Annotated in this window: 20 protein-coding genes; 19 read left to right on the top strand and 1 reads right to left on the bottom strand. The window is 70.7% G+C overall.

Annotation, left to right across the window (positions count from 1 at the left end; all coding sequences use genetic code 11):
- The first annotated feature begins 338 nt into the window (after positions 1-338).
- The 4 genes from ACEZDE_RS02100 to ACEZDE_RS02085 all read left to right on the top strand — a co-directional run bounded on the left by ACEZDE_RS02100 (position 339) and on the right by ACEZDE_RS02085 (position 3,525).
- On the top strand, positions 339-896 hold the full coding sequence (locus ACEZDE_RS02100; protein ID WP_380531134.1) for an ATP-binding protein: 558 nt from the start codon (positions 339-341) through the stop codon (positions 894-896).
- On the top strand, positions 893-1,297 hold the full coding sequence (locus ACEZDE_RS02095; RefSeq protein ID WP_380531131.1) for an ATP-binding protein: 405 nt from the start codon (positions 893-895) through the stop codon (positions 1,295-1,297). The genes ACEZDE_RS02100 and ACEZDE_RS02095 overlap by 4 nt, the downstream gene beginning before the upstream one ends.
- Before the next feature lie 81 nt (positions 1,298-1,378).
- Positions 1,379-2,035, top strand: a complete 657-nt coding sequence (locus tag ACEZDE_RS02090) for a hypothetical protein (RefSeq protein ID WP_380531128.1) — start codon at positions 1,379-1,381, stop codon at positions 2,033-2,035.
- A 545-nt stretch (positions 2,036-2,580) separates the two neighbouring features.
- Positions 2,581-3,525 (top strand): hypothetical protein, encoded by a 945-nt coding sequence (locus tag ACEZDE_RS02085; RefSeq protein WP_380531125.1) that lies wholly within the window; start codon positions 2,581-2,583, stop codon positions 3,523-3,525.
- Here the strand turns inward: ACEZDE_RS02085 and hemC (ACEZDE_RS02080) are convergent.
- Entirely contained in the window at positions 3,522-4,457 is a 936-nt protein-coding gene (gene hemC, locus ACEZDE_RS02080) for a hydroxymethylbilane synthase (RefSeq protein WP_380531122.1), read from the bottom strand. The genes ACEZDE_RS02085 and hemC (ACEZDE_RS02080) overlap by 4 nt on opposite strands.
- A 100-nt stretch (positions 4,458-4,557) precedes the next feature.
- Between hemC (ACEZDE_RS02080) and hemC (ACEZDE_RS02075) the strand changes: the two genes are divergently transcribed.
- The 15 genes from hemC (ACEZDE_RS02075) (at position 4,558) to ACEZDE_RS02005 (ending at position 18,172) form a co-directional block, all read left to right on the top strand.
- Positions 4,558-5,493, top strand: coding sequence for a hydroxymethylbilane synthase (gene hemC, locus ACEZDE_RS02075; RefSeq protein WP_380531119.1), 936 nt, complete (start codon positions 4,558-4,560; stop codon positions 5,491-5,493).
- A 22-nt stretch (positions 5,494-5,515) separates the two neighbouring features.
- A complete protein-coding gene (locus ACEZDE_RS02070; protein ID WP_380531116.1) occupies positions 5,516-6,382 on the top strand; it encodes a class I SAM-dependent methyltransferase in 867 nt (288 codons plus the stop codon).
- A gap of 74 nt (positions 6,383-6,456) precedes the next feature.
- The gene (locus tag ACEZDE_RS02065) at positions 6,457-6,894 is read left to right on the top strand and encodes a DUF6093 family protein (protein ID WP_380531113.1); all 438 of its coding nucleotides are present in this window, start codon (positions 6,457-6,459) and stop codon (positions 6,892-6,894) included.
- A complete protein-coding gene (locus tag ACEZDE_RS02060) occupies positions 6,894-7,313 on the top strand; it encodes a DUF6093 family protein (protein ID WP_380531110.1) in 420 nt (139 codons plus the stop codon). The genes ACEZDE_RS02065 and ACEZDE_RS02060 overlap by 1 nt, the downstream gene beginning before the upstream one ends.
- Positions 7,314-7,351: 38 nt before the next feature.
- Entirely contained in the window at positions 7,352-7,735 is a 384-nt protein-coding gene (locus ACEZDE_RS02055) for a hypothetical protein (protein ID WP_380531107.1), read from the top strand.
- Positions 7,735-8,175 (top strand): HK97 gp10 family phage protein, encoded by a 441-nt coding sequence (locus ACEZDE_RS02050; protein ID WP_380531104.1) that lies wholly within the window; start codon positions 7,735-7,737, stop codon positions 8,173-8,175. Before ACEZDE_RS02055 ends, ACEZDE_RS02050 begins: the two co-directional genes overlap by 1 nt.
- Complete coding sequence (locus tag ACEZDE_RS02045; RefSeq protein ID WP_380531101.1) at positions 8,175-8,432, top strand: hypothetical protein; 258 nt, start codon at positions 8,175-8,177, stop codon at positions 8,430-8,432. The genes ACEZDE_RS02050 and ACEZDE_RS02045 overlap by 1 nt, the downstream gene beginning before the upstream one ends.
- Before the next feature lie 3 nt (positions 8,433-8,435).
- On the top strand, positions 8,436-8,879 hold the full coding sequence (locus ACEZDE_RS02040; protein ID WP_380531098.1) for a hypothetical protein: 444 nt from the start codon (positions 8,436-8,438) through the stop codon (positions 8,877-8,879).
- A gap of 139 nt (positions 8,880-9,018) precedes the next feature.
- The gene (locus tag ACEZDE_RS02035; RefSeq protein WP_380531095.1) at positions 9,019-9,513 is read left to right on the top strand and encodes a phage tail tube protein; all 495 of its coding nucleotides are present in this window, start codon (positions 9,019-9,021) and stop codon (positions 9,511-9,513) included.
- Between the two features lie 17 nt (positions 9,514-9,530).
- Positions 9,531-10,106: a hypothetical protein gene (locus ACEZDE_RS02030; RefSeq protein ID WP_380531092.1), complete on the top strand. Its 576-nt coding sequence runs from the start codon at positions 9,531-9,533 to the stop codon at positions 10,104-10,106.
- Positions 10,107-10,132: 26 nt separating this feature from the next.
- A complete protein-coding gene (locus ACEZDE_RS02025; RefSeq protein ID WP_380531089.1) occupies positions 10,133-10,453 on the top strand; it encodes a hypothetical protein in 321 nt (106 codons plus the stop codon).
- Entirely contained in the window at positions 10,446-15,248 is a 4,803-nt protein-coding gene (locus ACEZDE_RS02020) for a phage tail tape measure protein (RefSeq protein WP_380531086.1), read from the top strand. The genes ACEZDE_RS02025 and ACEZDE_RS02020 overlap by 8 nt, the downstream gene beginning before the upstream one ends.
- Entirely contained in the window at positions 15,248-16,147 is a 900-nt protein-coding gene (locus ACEZDE_RS02015) for a phage distal tail protein (RefSeq protein WP_380531083.1), read from the top strand. The genes ACEZDE_RS02020 and ACEZDE_RS02015 overlap by 1 nt, the downstream gene beginning before the upstream one ends.
- Positions 16,148-16,154: 7 nt before the next feature.
- On the top strand, positions 16,155-17,087 hold the full coding sequence (locus ACEZDE_RS02010; RefSeq protein WP_380531080.1) for a hypothetical protein: 933 nt from the start codon (positions 16,155-16,157) through the stop codon (positions 17,085-17,087).
- Positions 17,087-18,172, top strand: a complete 1,086-nt coding sequence (locus ACEZDE_RS02005; RefSeq protein WP_380531076.1) for a Gp37-like protein — start codon at positions 17,087-17,089, stop codon at positions 18,170-18,172. Before ACEZDE_RS02010 ends, ACEZDE_RS02005 begins: the two co-directional genes overlap by 1 nt.
- Positions 18,173-18,190: the final 18 nt, after the last annotated feature.

Genomic DNA, 18,190 nt, shown 5'->3' with positions numbered 1-18,190 from the left:
GAACCGGGAGTAGACCGGCCCCTGCCGACGACCGGGATCCCCCTGGGGAACCGACCGCCGTCAGGGTGGGGAATTACGCCGACAGCAACCGCCCGAAGTAGGGGAAAAGCGCCGTCGCTGACAGTTGTTATGCGCCTCACCTGATAGTGCATCAAATGATCCGTAGATGTGGTGGCTTCGTTATGCACGCCGGGAGCACGCTGGTTCTCCGAAAGCGATCCACGGACCAGCTGAGCGCCCCCTTGACGCCCTGATCTGCGCGGTCGTCTGGCTCCCGACAGGCGAGACCCGCCGGCAGCCCGGACTTCCACGTTCCGATTCAACGAGAGAACGATGTGATGACCCAGGTGCCTTCCCTCCCGCACGCCTTCGCTCACATGACCGCCCCGGTGCACGTCACGGACGAGGAGATCCGCGCTTCCGTCCGATCGGCGCTCGACCACCTCAGGAACGCCGTCACGCAGTGGAGTGTCCTCCAGCCAGGCGCCATGGCCGACCTGCTGCTCGCTGGGGCCGAGCTGACCGACAACGCTCTGCGGCACGTGGGTGCCTGCTCGGTGCGCGTCCGGTGGGTTCCCGGGACCGGACGCGTCCGCCTCGAAGTCGCCGACACCAGCCCGGCCTTCCCCCAGGTCGGCGGCCAGGGGCGGGGCCTGCACCTGGTCCATGCCTTGGCGGCCGACTGGGGCTGCGAGAAGGACGGCGCGGCGACCGGCAAGGTCGTCTTCGTGGAGGTGACCCCGGCGCAGTCGCTCTGCGGCGACGACCGGCTGAAGGCCCTCGTGCGGCGCCACCCCGGGCGAGTGGGCGACGACCGGATAGCCCTGCACATCGCCGGTGCCGTCGCTGCAGCCAAGGAAGAGGCTGGGACGCGGGAGCTGGTGAACGCACCATGACTACTACCGTGGTGAAGCCCGCCCGTGCCGAAGTGAGCCTCGTCAGCAGCCCGCAGGCCGCCGGCCTGGCCCGCCGGTTCACCTCCGCGCAGCTCCGCTCAGAGGCGTTCGACAGCGCCGATCTGGCCGACGCCATCGAACTGCTCATGTCCGAGCTGGTCACGAACGTCTTCCGGCACACCGGCACCGCCGAGATGGTCGTCCTCCTGCACCGCGACGAACAAGGCGTCCGCGCGGCCGTCCGCGACGACTCCAACGACCTCCCCGTTCTCCGGGACCCGGCGATGCTCGATGGCGGAGGCCGCGGCCTGCTGCTGCTCAACGCCGTGGCCTCGGCCTGGGGTATCGACCGGCACCCGGAGGGCGGGAAGACCGTGTGGTTTCGCCTGGAACTGGCGTAGCCCGGTGGCCGCCTTCGATTCCAAGCCGCTGCCGACAGCAGTGCCACTCCGCACCACGGAGTGCTGCCCGAGGGGGAGAGCGTGAAGATCACCATCCCGCGCATGGCCGCCTGGTCGAGCGAGCAACAGGACGATACGCAGCTGAGGGTGACCCGCGACGGGCTGACCTACGCCGACGGCGAGCAGCCGGAGGACCGCTGCGATCAGGGCTTCCTCTGGCCCCGGACCGGCACCTCGCCCGGAGTCGGCACCGTGCAGTTCGACCGGCCGCACCCCTACCGGCAGCGACAGGCGATGGCGGAACTCCTCTGCCAGGTGTGCTTCAGTCCCGCGACCCGCAGCAACCTCGGCGTGCTGTGGCTGCTGCACGACCACTGGGGTGAATGGCCCAACTGGCCCGAGGGCATGGGCAGCACGGAGCCCCCGGTCTGCGCGGACTGCGTGTACGCCTCCGCCACCGGTTGCCGGTCGCTGCGACAGACCGGCATCGCCCTGTACTGGGTCGGGCAGCAGCCCCTCTTCGGCGTCCAGGGCAAGATCATCACCCGCGACCCGCTGTCGGGGAAGCTCCGGGCAGCCGGGTCCGGCATCTACGAGCCGACGGTGACTCTCGCCCGTCACGTCCTGGCCATGAAGTCCGTGCGCTCCCTGGAGCACTGCACACCCGTCAGCCGCTCCTACCTGCGCACGCTCCTGCGAGCAGGCAACTGCTCACCCGTAGCAAGGCGGTCAGCATGACGGGCCGACCAGCAGGCGACGACTGGGACCCGCGCATCGCCGATGCTCTGGAGGCGTACCGGCAGGGCACGCTCCCGCCTCTGATCGCCGCCAAGTACGGGGTGAAGAAGAAACGGCTTCTCCAGCTCGTAGACGAGGCGGGATACGCCCGGCAGCAGGAGCAGCGGAAGCCCTACGAGAGACCCGTACGACAGCCGCAAATCCCCTCAAGATCGCCCGCACCTGCAACGGAGGATCACCATGAGCAGTCGCCCGATCCGCACAGCCGAGCAGGCGGCGGCTCGACACCCTGATCTCCCACTGTCGCGTCAACACCACCGATATCCCCGGCCGCCGGCACCGTGCCGCATTCGACGCAACCGCTGCCGCCCGACTGCTGCTGCGCCTGGCGGTCTACCTGGGCACATGGGAGGAACTGGCCCGCCTTGGTGTGCCTCGCGGCCTGCCTGGGTCCCCGCTCGCTGCGGTCGAAGGCACCCTCTGGTGACGGGCACCCGCATATCACCGCCTGGATCGTCACGCCCTCTCGAAGGAGTCGAACCCCCGTGCTGAATTCGGCACCTCCCCGTTTCATGGCCAGCGCCGCCGGGGCCTACTTAGCCGCTCCGCCCCTCTCGCCCGAGGACCTGACCATGGTCCTGCTGGTGCGGCAGGACAAAGACAGCGCCGACACGCCGATGCCGACCGTGACCGTGGGCGAGATCCCGGGCGTCGTGCGGGAGCTGGCCGCTGTGGGCATCCACTCGGTGAAGATCTTCGCCGGGGCGCGCCGCCGGGACCGCTTGGCGAGCGGGGCGCTGAAGAAGGACTCCCTGATGGTGCGGGCCATCGGCGCGGCGAAGGAGCCGCTGGGCTCAGCGACCACCGTCCTCACGGAGACCTGCCTGTGCGGGTACACCGACAGCGGCAACTGCTACGTCACCAACGGCAGCGGCATGATCGCCGAGCGGCGGTCGGTGGAAGCCATCGCGGCGCAGGCCGCGGTGCAGGCCGCCGCCGGCGCGGACATCGTGGGACCGGCAGCGATGCTGCCCGGCTGCACCGAGGCCGTGCGCTCGGCCCTGGACGAAGACGGGCACGGCGGCGTGGGGATCATGCCGCACCTGATCTTCTCGTCGTCGCTGTACCAGGGCTTCCGCTCGACGATGCACGCCGAGCCGCGCGACGGGCGACCGCACCAGATCAGCCCGTTCCAGCCGAGCGCGGCCCTGGCGTCGGCGTTGCAGATGACCAGGGAGGGCGCGGACGTGGTGCTGCTGGAGCCCGCGTTGGCGTCGGCGGACCTGGTGCCCGCACTCACCGGGGCCGGGATCAAGGTGGCGCCGTTCAGCGTCTCCGGCGAGTACCTGTCCCTGACCCGCGTCCAGGCGGACGGCACACGGGACTGCACTGCTTTGGTCGAGGTGTACCAGATGCTCAAGCGGTCCGGCGCAGTTCGGATCATCACCTACGCCGCCCGCGACATAGCCCGGGTGTTGCACCGGTGCTAGGTGGCGCGGGCCTTGTCCAGGATCTCCTGCGCCCCCTGGTGCATCAGTTCGGCGGCGACCCGGTGGCCGAGCGCGGCCGGGTCGCCGGCCGGGCCGCTGGCTCGGGCGGTCAGCTGCTTGGTGCCGTCGACGGATGTCACCTGCCCGTACAGGTGCAGCTGGCCGCCGTCGGTGTGGGCGTGCGCGCCGACGGGGACGGAGCAGCCGCCGTGCAGCTCGGCTAGCATCGCGCGCTCGGCCCGGACTTCCGCGTCGACCTGGAGGTCACCGGCGGTGGACAGCACCTCAATGGCGAACGTGTTGTCGGCGCGGACCTGGATGCCCAGTGCGCCCTGGCCGGGGCTCGGGGGGAACTGCTCAATCGGCAGGAGCTGCCCGATCTGGTCGTTCAGGCCGAGGCGGTGCAGGCCAGCGGCGGCCAGCATCACCGCGTCCAAGCCCATCTCCCGGCCTCGGCGCAGCCTGGGCGGGACGTTGCCGCGGATCGGGACGGTGCCAAGGTCGGGGCGAACCGCGAGGAGCTGGGCGATACGGCGAGCCGCGCTGGTGCCGACCCGGGCACCGAGCGGCAGCGCGGTGAGCGTGGCGGTCTCGACGGGTCCGCACAGGGCGTCGCGTACGTCCTCGCGGCCGGGCGGCGGCAGCAGGATCAGCTCGGCCGGGTTGCTGGTCGGCAAGTCCTTGAGGGAGTGCACGATCACGTCCACCTCACCGGCGACCAGCGCGGCTTCCTGGTTGGTGGAGAACGCGGCCCCCCCGGACGCCTGGCTGACGGAGGCCAGTGCGCTGCGCCGGTCGCGGTCCCCGCCTTCGAGGATCAGCTGATGCCGGAACTCGACGTCGGTGAACCGGGCGCGCAGCGGGCCCAGGAACTCCTTGACCTGGGCCTTGGCGAGCTGGCTGGCCCGCGAGCCGACGACGAGCGTGCGCATGAGATCAACTCCCGTGAAAGGGATGGCGGTTGAGCCATGCTAACCCCGAACGGGAAGTGCTTTTTCCAACACTTTGTCGGAAACGTCCCCGGAGATCATCTTGACCGAGTTAGCCAGGACCCTGCGCATCGGCGCGCGGTCCAGCCCCATGTCTCGCGCGCAGGTCGTCCGCGTGCAGGAAGCCTTCCGTCGCTACTACCCCGGCGTGCTCACCGAGTTCGTTCCCTTCACCCCGTCCGGCGACCGGGATATCGCACGGACGGAACTGGGCCAGAAGGGCGTCTACACCGCCGAGATCGAGGCCGCTCTCCTCAGCGGCGGCATCGACATCGCCGTGCACTGCATGAAGGACGTTGCCGGGGTGCCGCTGGCCGCCCCGGGGACAGCGTTCGCCGCCTACCTGCGCCGCGGCGACGTCCGCGACTCCCTCGTGCACCCGGCTGGCCAGTCCCTCGACCAGTTGCCCACCGGAACCCGGATCGGAACCTCTGCCGTGCGCCGCGCCGCGCAGCTGCGGGTTGCCCGCCCCGACCTGGAGGCCGTGCCGATCCGCGGCACTGCGAACCAGCGCCTGGACATGCTCGACGCCGGCGAGGTCGACGCCCTGATCCTCGCCTCCAGCGGCCTGGAGCGCATCGGGCAGCAGCAGCGCATCACGCAGTTGCTGGGCGGCGACCTGATGATGCCGCCGCTGGGTGCCGCCGTCCTCGGCCTCCAGACCCGTGCCGACGACGAAGCCCTGTTCTACCGGCTTGCCCCGCTCTCCGACCCCGACACCGAGGCGGAGACCGTAGCGGAACGCACCGCGCTGCACGACCTCGAAGGGCACTGCAACAGCCCCATTGCGGGCCGCGCCGTCAAGCACTTCGACGGCAGCCTCGTCCTGACCGTGCTCGTGTTCAGCGCCGACGGCTCCCGCGTCCTTCGCCACAGCGCCGAGGGGGACGCAGACGACGCCGCCCTCCTCGGCCACGAGACCGCAGCCGCTCTGATTCACCTCGGCGCACAGCAGCTCATCGCCGAAACCGCCCCCTGAACTGGACCTGGAGAACACGCACATGAGCAGCGACACCGAGGCGGACACGATCATCGGCCGCTTCAACGCCCGGATTGACGTACGCCTCGCCGAAGGCTCCGCACCCGACGACAGGGACCTTCTGGAAGGCGTCCTGGTCCGAGAGATCGGCAGGATCAGCGGACACCGGGTCGGCCGTGACTGCTGGGTGAACCTGGAGGTGGCGGGCGTCGACGCCGTCCAGCCCGAGCCGGACCACGCGGACAGCACGGCCTACTGGGATGGCTACGCCCCCGGTGCCGACCTGGAGACCACGTTGGAGAACCTGGGCCGCGGCTTCCGCTGGACCCAGTACAAGGAGCACGGCCCCGGCCTGGAACTGCTGGGCGAGCCCCGGACGGTGCTGGAGCTCGGCTGCGCGAGCGGCGCCACCAGCCTCGCCATCGCCCGGACCGGCGCAGAGGTTACCGGGCTGGACTCCTCGCCCGCGCAGATCGCCCGAGCCCGCGACTGGTGGGAGGAGCAGCCGAACCTGTCGTTCGTCCAGGCCGACGTGCTGGACTACCTCGCCCGGACCGAGGACACCTGGGAGGCGATCGTCTCGAACTGGGGCGCGGGCATGTTCTGCGACCCCGTACTGCTGCTGCCGCTGATCGTGCCGCGCCTGGCCAGCGGCGGCGTCTACGCCTTCAGCCACGTCGAACCCCTGGCCCCCGGCCACGGGCCGCAGGTCCTGTACGGCAACGGCTACCGCGGCCGGAAGGTCGCCGTCGTGCGGTGGCTGTACTCCCCGGAGCAGTGGGAGCGGATGCTGCTCCGCTCCGGCTTCGCCAAGGTGGAAGTCGAGGTGTTGCCGGGTCCGACGCCCGATCACGTCGGAACCGTCATCGGGCGTGCCTGGGCTCCTTGAGCCGCCTTGCATCTCCCTCTGCCAACTGACCGCATCTCAGAGGGAGATGCAAGATCACCATTACGATCGAACTCATGAGCGACACCACCGCAGAAGGGCTGACCCTGGGGGCCGTCAGCGACATCGTTAAGAGCAAGGTGCTCGTGGACACCGTGCAGATCTTCCAACCCGGGCCGGAGGTCCTGGACCCCGACTCTGGGGAGTACGTCCCCGGACCCGACACCGTCATCTACGAAGGCCCCGGCGCGATCTTCGCCCAGGGCGGCCCCGGCATCACCCTGTCCCTGGAGGGGCAGGCGTACGTCGACGACACCTCGGACCGCTTCAAGCTGCTGACGCCGCTGGACGCACCGCTCGCCAGCCGCGGCGACCAGGTGCGCGTCACCGTCGCCACCCAGGACGGCGGCCTGATCAACCGGGTCTGGAGGGTCCTCGACCTCTCCGACGCCGGCACCCTCGCCATCGTGCGCACCACCTGGCTCGACCAGAACACCCAGACGGCGGGCAGCTGATGACCGACCTCACTGCTGCACGGGCAGACCTCGAAGCCCGGCTCGTCGACACCATCCGCGTCACCCGCGTCACCGGGCAGCCCACCCTGGACCCGCACACCGGGCAGCCTGGCGAGACCCCGACCGATCTCATCTACGAGGGCGTCGGTGCGCTGCTGTCCACGCACGGGCAGATCGCGGCGACTCAACTCCTCGGCACGGACTGGGTGTCGGAGGGCTCCTCCTGGTACCAGCTGATCCTGCCGCTCTCCGCCCCGACGTTGCAGTCCGGAGACCTGGTGGAGGTGACCGCGCAGGCGGCCGGGACCGGCGCGGCCGAGGGGCGGGTGTGGCTGGCCGACGAGCCGACGCAGGTCTCCACCTGGGAGATCGCCCGGGTGACGCGCCTGGAGGAACGCGTCACGCAGGTTGTCTTCTAAGTCGAACTGGTGCGCGAAACCGGCTTTAGGCTGGTCACATGGATGATCAGGATCAGCGCCGGGTGCGCATCGCTGCGGACGGCCGCACCGCCAAGGTCGAGGTCGACGGCCACGACATCGCGCCGCTGATCTCCGGAATCCGGCTGGAGCACTGGGCGGGGAAGCCGCCGGAGCTGACTCTCGCTGTCAGCCCGGTGGCCGTGGCGGACGAGGTGTTCACCGGCATGGCGCGCGTCACCGTCGGCGAGCAGCCCGAGCCGGGGCCGGCCGCCGCGGTGTTCCTGGCCGCCGTTGACGCGGGCGAGCTGGAGCGGACCGCGCTCGCCCGCGTTGACCTGCTCGACGGCGGCCAGCACGAGATGACCCGGGCCATGCTCACCGTGCTGGGCGAGTGGGCGCGCGGCCAGTGGGAGCCCGTCTGATGCCCTCGCCGCTGAACCCCCACCCCAACGCCCATCCTGCGGCGGGCGCGTACTCCAACGCCGTTGAGATCGCCGCCGCCCTGGATGCGCGGGCCGCTGCGACGCTGCCGAACACCGTGGCGCTGACCCGGCACTACGCGATGCTGCTGGAGACGCAGATCAAGGCATTCGCCTCGGGCAGGCCCGGCCCGAACGCCCCGACGGGCGACTACAGGCGCTCGTGGACGTACGAGATGTCCACCGGCGCGGACCAGGTGACGGCCATCGTCGGCACGAACAAGCCCCAGGCCCGCCGCCTGGAGTTCGGGTTCGTTGGCGAGGACTCGCTGGGCCGCGTCTACAACCAGCCCCCTTACCCGCACGTCGGCCCCGCCCTGGAGAAGATCCGGCCCCTGTTCCTCGCTGCGCTCGGCCGGGAGATCGAGACCGGTGATGCCTGATGGCGGACTTCTCCGAGGATCTGCACCGCGCCGTCGCGGAAGTCCTCGACGCCCACGGCCTGGGACTGCTCTCGCGCCTGGTCATGGTCGCCGAACTCGTCGACGAGGACGGCGGCCTCCACCTGATCCGCGGTTCGTGCCCGGCGGACATGCCCGTCTGGGACGAACTCGGCCTGCACCGCTACGCCTTGGCCGACATCGACGGCCACGTCACAGCGGTGCGGGTGTCCGAACAGCTCGCCAACGAAGAGGAGTGATCTATGCCTGTATCGGGTCGCACGGCGTCCCTGGCCGTGCAGACCATGCTGCAAACCGCTACCGGCCGGTCCTGCGGCTACGGCACGCTGCCGACCACGGCCAGCCTGCCGACCGGTGTGACGATGCCGTACTCGGTGCTCTACGAACTCGGCCAGACCCCCAGCGGGCCGCCGTTCGGCGACTCCGCCGCTGACGCCCGGATGCTGTTCCAGGTGTCCTCGGTCGGCTCGACCGCCGAGCAGGCGTCGCTGATGGCCGACAAGGTCCGTACCGCGTTCATGGCCAAGGCCGCACCCGGCAGCGCCGTCTTCGCCACGCCCATCCCGATCCCCGGCTACGCCGTCACGGACCGGGAAGTCGACCGGGAGGACGGCACCACCTCGGCGTCTTCCACCTACACTTACCTTCAGCGATTCGCGCTGTCGATCACCACGACCGGCAGCTGACGACGCTTCACCCTCACCGCGGAGGCCCAGACGCGGACGCCCGGCCACAACGGCACGGGCCGACCCCACCTGTTGGGGCGGGCCTCCGTGCACCCGTGCGTCTCCGGAGGCAGTAGCCCCGGAGAGTGAGTCATCTCCCTTGAGCACCACCCAGCAGCGTTTCATGCGCCGCGGCGTCACCAAGATCTACTTCCTGGACACCATCGCCGCCGCCACCAACATCCCCACCCGTGTGGAGCTGACCGGCGGCACCGACCTGTCCGGCGCCGTCGCCGACATCTCCGGCTGGTCCCTGGCGAACTCGCCGATCGACACACCGGACCTCGGCTCCACCCTCACCACGTCCATCCCCGGTGAGGACAAGGCCGACTCCAGCACGCTGACCTTCTACGAGGACCAGCTGTCGGAGAAGATCGAGACCCTGCTCACCAAGGACGTCGTGGGCTTCGTCGTGATCCTGCGCAAGGGCGACATCCAGAACACCCCGCCGTCGAAGAGCATGGACATCTTCCCGGTCCGGGTGGCCAGCCGCGCCCCGTCGTACAGCACCAGCTCCGACCCGGCGAAGTTCGTCGTCACCTTCTCCATCAGCGGTGAGCCGCTGCTCGACCAGGCCGTTCCGGCCGCCAGCTGAGCAGGGGGAGGCACCGCATGACCACGCACACCCCGCCGCCGGCCGCCGTCGCCGCCGATGCCCACTGGGCCGCGAAGATGGAGCGGCTGCGCAACCGCAAGCTCCCCGAGCGCCCGATCCGGATCTGCGACGACGAGCAGGCCAAGGCCGGTGTCGCCGACGCCGCGCTGCTGCTGGCCAAGGCCCGCACCGCCGCGATCGGCGAACTGTCCGAGCAGGGCGTCCCCGAGGACCAGCACGCGGACTGGATCGACGCCCACCCCAAGGTCGTCGCCGCTTCCGCCCAACTGGCCCGCGCCGAAAGCCTGCTGGACGAGGCCACGATCACCCTCACGCTGCGCGCCCTGCCGCGCCCGGTGTGGGAGGAGCTGCTGACCGAGCACGGCCCCAGTGAGGAGCAGGCCGACAAGGGGATGGAGTACAACCCCGAGTCGTTCCCCGCCGCGCTGATCTCCGCCACCTCCGTCGACGGCATGAGCCAGACCGAGGCGCAGGAACTGCTGGACACCTGGGCCGACGCCGAGGCCAAGAGCCTGTTCACCGCGGCACTGCTGCTGAACCAGCGGACAAGGATCGACCTGGGAAAAGGCTGATCGCTGACGCCGGGTTCCGCGCGGAAATGGACGCCTGTGAGGCGTACGGCATCCCCCACTCCCAGTTCATGGGAGCGGGGGCCGCCGGCCGGTGGACCGCGCTGGACCGGGCGAAGGCGCTGGCCTACCGCGCGTACTCGCGCACCACCTGCTCGGGCTGCGGCACCCGGGCGGACGAGTGGGAACCGGCGCTCGGCGGCGACCGGTTCGCGTACGTCACCGAGACGCACCGCTGCCCAGGGTGCGAGCTCATCGAGATGGAGAGGGACCAGGTTCCGGACGGGCCTGACGGGCGCGGGGTGAAGATCGGGCTCAGGCCCGGAAGGGACCAGTCTCCCCGTGGCTGACGCCTACTCCCTGTACGTCAACCTGACCGCCACCACCGGCGGCCTGACCACCGGCCTACGCTCCGGCGGTGCCCAGCTGCGAGCATTCGACGGCCAGCTGCAGGCGGTGAACCGATCCCTGATCGAGACGGGCGACGCGGCCACCCGCCTCGCCCGCATCCAGGACGCCGCCCTCGCCGACACGCTGCGCTCGCAGACCGCGGTCACCGCCGCGGTGGAGCGCAGCCGCCTGGCGTGGGCCGCCGCCGGCACCGCCGCGCAGACCAGCGGCCGGGCCGAGACGCTGGCCGCGACGACCGCCGCCCGCGCCGAGACCGAGCGGGCGACGGCGGTCACCGCTGGCGAACAGGCCCTGCGCGCCCAGGCCGTTGCCCAGACCATGGCCGCCCGCGCCGCCGCAACCACTGGCGCTGGCGCTGCCGCCGCGCAGGCCACCGCCACCGCCGCCGCGCAGGCCGCGACCCGGGCCGCAACCGCTCAGGCCGCGCAGGAGCAGCGGGCCGCCGCCGCGCAGGCCACCGCCACCCGCGCCGCGAACCTCGCCCAGCGTGCCGCCGCCGCGCAGCAGGTCAGCGAGACCGCCGCCCGGCAGGCCACCACCGCCCAGGCCCAGGCGGAGGCCGCCGCCTCGCAGCAGGCTGCACGGAACGCGGCCGCCGTCCGCCAGGCCCAGGCCGCCGCGACCGCCGAGGCCCGCGCCTCGACGCAGGCCACCATCACCGGCTACCTCAAGACCGGCGCGGTCATCTCCGCCGTGCTCGGTGCCGGGGTCCTGGAGGCGGTCCACCTCCAGAAGGAGATGGCGAACGTCCTGACGATCTCCAAGCAGATCACCCCGGACAACGTCGCCCAGTTCACCGACCAGATCGTCAAGCTCTCCACCGAACTGCCGCAGTCTTCAACCCAGTTGGCGCAGGGCCTCTACCAGATCGTCTCGACCGGGTACGACGGCGCGGACGCCATGCAGATCCTCCAGGTCGCGGCCAAGGGTGCGTCAGCAGGTCTGACCACCACGGACGTCGCGGCCACCGCGCTGCTGGGCGTCATGAAGTCCTACGGCCTCGGGGTCGCTGACGCCGACGACGTCATGGACACGATGTTCCAGACGGTCAACCTCGGCGTCATCAGCTTCGAGCAACTGGCGCAGCAGCTCGGCGATGTCGTGCCGATGGCCGCCGCCGCGGGGGTGAGCTTCGGCGACCTGTCGTCGGCGCTGGCCGCGATCACCCTGGCCGGAATCCCGGCAGCCGAGTCCAGCACCGCCCTGAACATGCTCCTGACCCGGATGATGGCCCCGACCACCGCCCTGCGGAACGCCCTGCACTCCCTCGGGTACGAATCCGGCGCCGCGGCCGTCCAGCAGGACGGCCTCTACGTGGTCATGAACAAGCTGGAGAAGGTCACCGGCGGCAACGCCGACGCCACCGTGTCCCTCTTCAAGGACATCCGCGCCTCGCGGGCCGCCCTGGCGCTGGCCGCCGCCGACGGGGCCAACTACGCCGACACCTACCAGGGCATCGCCCAGCAGGTCGACCGGGCCGGGGCGACACAGCGCGCCTACGACACCCAGATGCAGACCACCTCCGGGCAGTGGACCCTGGCCGAGAACCAGGCCAAGGCCCTGGGGATCAGCATGGGCACCGCGCTGCTGCCGGTGCTGGAATCCGTCGGCTCGACCCTGCGGGTGGTCGGCGGCAGCGTCAACGACCTGCCCAGCCCCATGAAGTCCCTGATCGGGGTGGTCCTCGCGCTGGTCGCCGCCGGGGCGCTGCTGCGCGCCGGCTACGGCAAGGTCACCCTCCAGCTCCAGGACTTCCGCACCGCGCTGGCCGCGACCCGGGCGGGCGGAGCCGTGCTGCCGACCGTGCTGTCCGGCGCGGGCCTGGCGGTGACCGGCCTGTCGGCCGTCCTGATGCTGGGCGTCGCCGCGTACTCGGCGTACTCCGCCGCGAAGGAGCGCGCGAAGGAGGCCACGCAGGACCTGGTGCAGGCCCTCCAGCAGGAGCGCAACGAGAACGACGCCGGGGCCGGCATCCGCGAGCTGACGACGCAGCTGACCAACAGCGACGACATGAAGAAGCTCAACCAGATGGGCATCGCCACCGACGCGGCGATCGACGCGATCACCTCCGGCGGGGCGAAGCTCGACGTCCTGTACGCCAAGATCGCCGCCGGACGCGAGGCGAGCTTCAAGACCACCGGCAACGTCGCCACCTACGACACCCGGTGGGACGACGCGAAGAACGTGCTCGACAAGGAGCACAAGATCTGGTCCGACGCCGTGCAGCAGGAAGACACGCTGGCGACGGAGATGCAGATCGTCAACTCCAAGATCGCGCAGTCCCGGGTCAAGCCCGGTACCGCGTTCGACCTGTCCCAGCTGCTGCCCGTCGGCAAGGACGGCCTGCCTGAGTACACCGACGAGATGACCGCCATGGCCAAGGCGCTCGGCGGGATCGTCAACCCGGCGCAGGCGTGGGAGGACGCGCAGAACAAGGTCGCCAAGAGCAACAAGAACGCGAAGGCGTCGCTGACGGACTACGTCAACGAGCTGGAGTCGCAGCTGAAGGCCCAGCGGTCGTTCCAGGACAACCTGGTCGCCCTCGGCGAGGCCGGATACACCGACCTGGCCGACCACTTCGCCTCGCTCGGCGTGTCGTCCGCCGGCATTCTCCAGCAGCTCGCCACCCAGCTCGGCAAGGGCAACACCAAGGTCGCGGACCAGCTCGAAGGCATCATCACCGAGTCCACCGCCCGCAGCCAGAACACCTTCCGCCTCGGCCTGGAGCAGCTGCCCGGCATCGCGGCGACCTACGGCAAGAAGGTCGCCGACGCCTGGGCCAAGGCCGCCGAGACCAACGACTCCGCCGGGTTCGCCAAGGTCATGCAGACCATGGCCGTCACCGACATGACCAAGGCTGTGCAGAAGGGCAGCGCCTCGGCCAAGGGTGCGCTCCAGAAGGGCATGGCGCTGCTGTCGCAGGTCGCGCAGGTCGGCGGCATCGACGCCGCCAACACCCTGCGGGACGCGCTCCTCAAGGGCGACATGGAGGGCGTCCAGACCCAGCTGGGCGCGCTGGGCTCCGACATCAAGATCAGCGCCCCGGACCTGACGGCCGTCGTCGGCGCGTTCAAGACCGCGGGCAAGCAGGCCAACTCCCAGTGGTCGGGGATGCTGACCCTGATCGCCGAGGTCTCCAAGGAGAAGGGCGAGGCCGCGGCGCAGGCCCTCACCTCGGCGCTGCTGTCCGGCGACATGTCCAAGGTGCAGTCGATGCTGAACAACATCGGCATGGCCGTGCAGGAGATCCCCGGCTCCAAGACCATCACCGTGTCCGTCAGCGCCCCCAAGTCCGTGACCATCCCCGTCTTCACGGCGCTGGCCGGGAACAAGCCCACCAGCTGGGACCGCGACGGCAACGGCATCCCGGACGACGTGCAGGCCCCCAGCAAGCAGGCCAACGGCTCCGTCCTGTCCTTCTACGCCAAGGGCGGGCTGCGCCCCGGTGCAGGCGGTGAGCATCACGTCGCGCAGATCGCCCCGGCCGGGGCGTGGCGGGTATGGGCTGAGGAGGAAACGGGCGGAGAGAGCTATATCCCGCTCGCCCCGTCCAAGCGCGGCCGGTCCCGGGCCATCGCGGAGGAGACCGTGCGCCGCCTGGGCGGCAAGGGAATCCGCTGGTACGCGGACGGGGGCCTCGACGGCTGGTCCTACAGCCCGTCCTCCCTCTACAGCTTCTCCGGGCTGCTGGACGACTCGAAGGACTCCAAGGGCCGGTTCTCCCTGGCGCTGTTCCAGAAGAAGCTGGCGTTCTCCGTCAGCTTGTCCCGCCAGTGGCAGCACGATCTGACGGTGGTCGCGCAGCGCGCCGGCGTCGACGTCGCGCAGGCCCTGGCCGACATGGGCGAAGACGGCATCTCCCTGACGCGGAAGATGGCGACGGGTAGCACCAAGTACGTCAAGCAGATGGCGGCCGAGCTGGAGCAGCTGTCCGCCACCGCGAAGGGCTCGCTGACGGACTACACGCTGTCGCTGTCGGCGGCGGCCGGACAGACCAGTGCGTTCCAGAAGAACCTGGCGACGCTCGCGGCCGAGGGGTACGGCGACCTCGCGTCCCGCCTGGCCGGGCAGGGCGACTCCACCGCGCAGGCCCTCGCCGCGCAGGCCGTGAAGTCCCGCAGCGCGGCGGCCAAGGCCAACAAGGCGAGCACGTCCGCCAGTTCCACGCTCTCCCAGCAGGACATGGCCGACCTGGTCAGCATCATCGGCGCGATCAAGACCAGCACCACCGGCATCCACACCGTGGCGGACGCGACCGGACTGGGCGAGGACCAGATCATCACCGTGGCCGACGAGGGCAGGGCGCTGCTCAAGCAGGCACTCGGCAAGCGCGGCACCAAGTTCCTCGCCGACCTCGCCCGCGCCGACAAGGGCCTGTCGTACGAGAAGGGTGGCCTGCTCACCCCCGGCATCTACGCCACCTCCAACGGGGTCGTCCGGTTCGCCGAGCCCGCGACGGGCGGTGAGGCGTACGTGCCGCTGGGCACCGCTCAGCGCAGCTCGGCCACCGCGGTCCTTCGGGACGTGGCCGACCGGTTCGGCTACCAGGTCTCGCGGCGCGTCGACGCCCGCCCGGCCGGGGCGCAGGTCGTGGTGGTGCAGCAACCGGCAGCCCTGATCGGCCAGATGCCGGTGTCGGTGACCACCGGTAGCAGCGGCACCCAGGCCGCCGCCGAGTTCGGCGCGGAAGTGATGCGGCGCCTTCGCGCGGCGCAGCGAGGAGGACGGATCTGATGGACACCCCCCTGCTGGATTTCCAGGTCGATGTGGCCGGAGTCGTCATCGGCACGGGCACGCAGGTGCCCCTGTCGGAGGTCTCGGGCTTCGGGACGCCGGCGCTGCGCACCGCCGACACGGACAACCCGGTCGGTGACGGCTCCTTCGCCGGGCTGGACCTGCTGTCGGCTCGGCAGGTCGAGATCGAGGCGGGCATCCGCACCCCCAGCGACCCGGCAGCAGCCCTGGACCTGCTCGCGCAGCTGCAACAGGTCGCCCTGGACCAGGACGTGCGCCTGGTCCCCGGGGCGCTGGCCGTGCTGCGCGCGAAGATGCCCGGCCGCCCGACGCGCCGCCTGTACGGGCGGGTGCGCGGCGTGGACACGGCCACCATGTCGGACGTCGTCCACGGGTGGATTCCGATCACCGTGACGTTCCTGGCCACCGACCCGACCTGGCTGGACGACGTGCAGCAGGGCTTGACGCTTCCGCTGGACATCACCGACGAGCCCTCGGGCTTCAAGGCCCCCGTGGTGGCACCGATCACCACCGGCGTGTCCAGCCCCGCCGAGCGGCCCGGCTGGGTCGCCAACAGCGGCAACGAGGCGACGTGGCCACAGCTGACGATCACCGGCCCCTGCTCCAACCCGAAGGTCTGGATCGTCGAGACCGGGCGCTACCTCCAGCTGAACCTGAGCCTCGCCGCCGGGGAGCGCATCGACATCGACACCCGGCCCGGAACCCGCTGGGTCCTGCGCAACGGCTCCGGCAACGCCTTCACCGCGCTGACCTCCGGTAGCCGCCTCGACCTGTTCCAGCTCCCTCCCGGCCGCTCCGAGATCCGGTGGACGGCCACCGACTACACCAACACCGCCCGCCTGGCCATGGCCTGGCGCGACGCCTACACCGGTCTGTGAGGACTCCATGACGCTGATCCAGCCCCCCATGATGGTCAACGGCGGCATCCACCCCGCCCGCACCATGCGCATGATGATCCGGGACCTGTCCCGAGGCTCCCAGGGAGTCACCGAGTACAACGACCTCAAGGTCACCCAGCAGGTCACGCCGACATCGGGCGTGCAGATCAGCGACGGCTCCGCCGTGGTGCGCGGAGCTGCCTGGGGACAGGGCTCCTACACGCAGTACAACGTCGGCACGGCGCTGCTGTCGATCGCCCCGACCGGCGCCACCGGCCGCACCGACCTGGTGGTGCTGCGCGTTGAGGACCCCGAGTACGAAGGCACGCTGGACCCCACTGCGGACGACATCGGGTTCTTCACCGTGGTCAGCAACGTCTCCGCGACGGCTACCGCCCCGCCGGCGGGCATGACCGCGGTCGCGCTGGCGCGGATCACGCTGCCGCCGAACACGGCCACCGTCACCGACGCGATGATCACCGACCTGCGGGTCATCGCCAACCCCCGCCGGGACCGCCAGCTCTACACCTCGTTCCCGGGCGACCCACTCAGCCACCTCACCGCCCAGGACAACGCCTGGCACAACTGGCCCGCCGCCGCACGGTGGTCGATCGCCGTTCCGCCGTGGGCCGTGTCCGTGAAGATCATCACCACTATCGCCGGGCTGCGCCTGGACAGCTCCAACGTCTACGCCCACATGCAGAACGTCTTCGGTACCGTCCAGGGCCAGGACACCAGCGTCGACGACGACCAGGGCAACGGCATCCGCCGCAACACCGTGGTCCTCGCCGACAGCCTGGGCATCCCCGCGGCCATGCGCGGCACCACGCAGAGCCTCTACCTCCAGACGTACATGTCCAAGTCGGAGAGCGGGAACCTCGGCGTGGACAGCGCCACTTCGCTGATCGCGGACGTGGAGTTCACCGAAGGCGTCGTCTGATGACCTCCTACCGGTACCTGACGCAGGACGTCCTCAGCAGGGAGATCCTGGGCGAACTGCCGCTGTCCGGCGTCTCCTACGGCCCGGAGCTGTCCGGGTCCGGTTCGCTGACCGGCACGGTCGAGCCGCGGTACGCCCACCTGCTGCCGTCGCAGGCCGACGCCGGCACCACGGCGATCCTGGCCGAGCGCGACGGGAAGCTGATGTGGGGCGGACTGATCTGGACCGCCAAGCCCGTCGGCGGGTCGTTCCCGATCGAGGCGGCTGGGTACTCCTCGTACCTGCCGCGCCGCCACGACGTGCACGGCAACCTCGACGGGCGCGGCCCGTGGGTCAACGCCGACCCGTGCAAGCTCATCCGGGACACCTGGTCGTATTGCCAGGCGCAGCCGGACGGCGACCTCGGCGTGACCGTGGACGCCACGACGTCCACGGTCACGATCGGCACCCCCGCCGAGCCGTACACCACCTCGTGGTGGGAGGCCCCGGCGCTGGACACCGTGGTCAACGACGCGGCCGCGGTCACCGGTGGCCCGCAGTGGACCGAGCGCGTCGACTGGGTGAACGGCCAGCCCGCCGCCCGCATCGTCCTGGGCTGGCCGCGCCTGGGCACCAGGCGCACCGACATCTCGTTCAGCACCGGCATCAACATCGCCAGCGCGACGACCGTCACCTACGACGCCGACACCTACGCGCAGGTCGTCATCGCCCTGGGCACCGGCGAGGGCCGCGCCCGGCAGCGCGCTATCGACGCCGTCCGGGACGGTCGCCTGCGCCTTGAGGAAGTTCTTGACCTGCCGAGCGTGAAGGGCACAGACCAACTGGCGGCCCGCGCCCGGACCGAGCGCACCGCCCGCCAGATCAGGGGCGAGGTCACCGAGATCACCATCCTCGACCACCCCGCCGCCCACTTCGGCTCCTTCCAGGTCGGCGACGACGTGCGGGTGACCGTCCACGACCAGTGGACGGACTGGGATGGATGGTGCCGGATCACTGGGTGGACCCTGACGCCCGCCGCGGGCGACCAGCCCGAGCAGATGACCGTGGCCCTTGAGAGAGCCGACCGTTACACCTACGCGGCCTGACCAGCTGCACCACCTCAG

Origin of the sequence: Streptacidiphilus cavernicola (assembly GCF_042510955.1) — a bacterium.
In the GTDB taxonomy this organism is placed as follows: Bacteria; Actinomycetota; Actinomycetes; order Streptomycetales; family Streptomycetaceae; genus Streptacidiphilus; species Streptacidiphilus cavernicola.
This window is presented reverse-complemented; position numbering and strand designations above follow the sequence as displayed.

Excerpts from the sequence above, each read along its gene's own strand:
- ACEZDE_RS02100 (WP_380531134.1), top strand. The coding sequence starts at position 339 with ATGACCCAGGTGCCTTCCCTCCCGCACGCCTTCGCTCACATGACCGCC.
- ACEZDE_RS02095 (WP_380531131.1), top strand. The coding sequence starts at position 893 with ATGACTACTACCGTGGTGAAGCCCGCCCGTGCCGAAGTGAGCCTCGTC.
- hemC (WP_380531122.1), bottom strand. The coding sequence starts at position 4,457 with ATGCGCACGCTCGTCGTCGGCTCGCGGGCCAGCCAGCTCGCCAAGGCC.
- ACEZDE_RS02070 (WP_380531116.1), top strand. The coding sequence starts at position 5,516 with ATGAGCAGCGACACCGAGGCGGACACGATCATCGGCCGCTTCAACGCC.
- ACEZDE_RS02065 (WP_380531113.1), top strand. The coding sequence starts at position 6,457 with ATGAGCGACACCACCGCAGAAGGGCTGACCCTGGGGGCCGTCAGCGAC.
- ACEZDE_RS02060 (WP_380531110.1), top strand. The coding sequence starts at position 6,894 with ATGACCGACCTCACTGCTGCACGGGCAGACCTCGAAGCCCGGCTCGTC.
- ACEZDE_RS02055 (WP_380531107.1), top strand. The coding sequence starts at position 7,352 with ATGGATGATCAGGATCAGCGCCGGGTGCGCATCGCTGCGGACGGCCGC.
- ACEZDE_RS02050 (WP_380531104.1), top strand. The coding sequence starts at position 7,735 with ATGCCCTCGCCGCTGAACCCCCACCCCAACGCCCATCCTGCGGCGGGC.
- ACEZDE_RS02045 (WP_380531101.1), top strand. The coding sequence starts at position 8,175 with ATGGCGGACTTCTCCGAGGATCTGCACCGCGCCGTCGCGGAAGTCCTC.
- ACEZDE_RS02040 (WP_380531098.1), top strand. The coding sequence starts at position 8,436 with ATGCCTGTATCGGGTCGCACGGCGTCCCTGGCCGTGCAGACCATGCTG.
- ACEZDE_RS02030 (WP_380531092.1), top strand. The coding sequence starts at position 9,531 with ATGACCACGCACACCCCGCCGCCGGCCGCCGTCGCCGCCGATGCCCAC.
- ACEZDE_RS02025 (WP_380531089.1), top strand. The coding sequence starts at position 10,133 with ATGGACGCCTGTGAGGCGTACGGCATCCCCCACTCCCAGTTCATGGGA.
- ACEZDE_RS02015 (WP_380531083.1), top strand. The coding sequence starts at position 15,248 with ATGGACACCCCCCTGCTGGATTTCCAGGTCGATGTGGCCGGAGTCGTC.
- ACEZDE_RS02010 (WP_380531080.1), top strand. The coding sequence starts at position 16,155 with ATGACGCTGATCCAGCCCCCCATGATGGTCAACGGCGGCATCCACCCC.
- ACEZDE_RS02005 (WP_380531076.1), top strand. The coding sequence starts at position 17,087 with ATGACCTCCTACCGGTACCTGACGCAGGACGTCCTCAGCAGGGAGATC.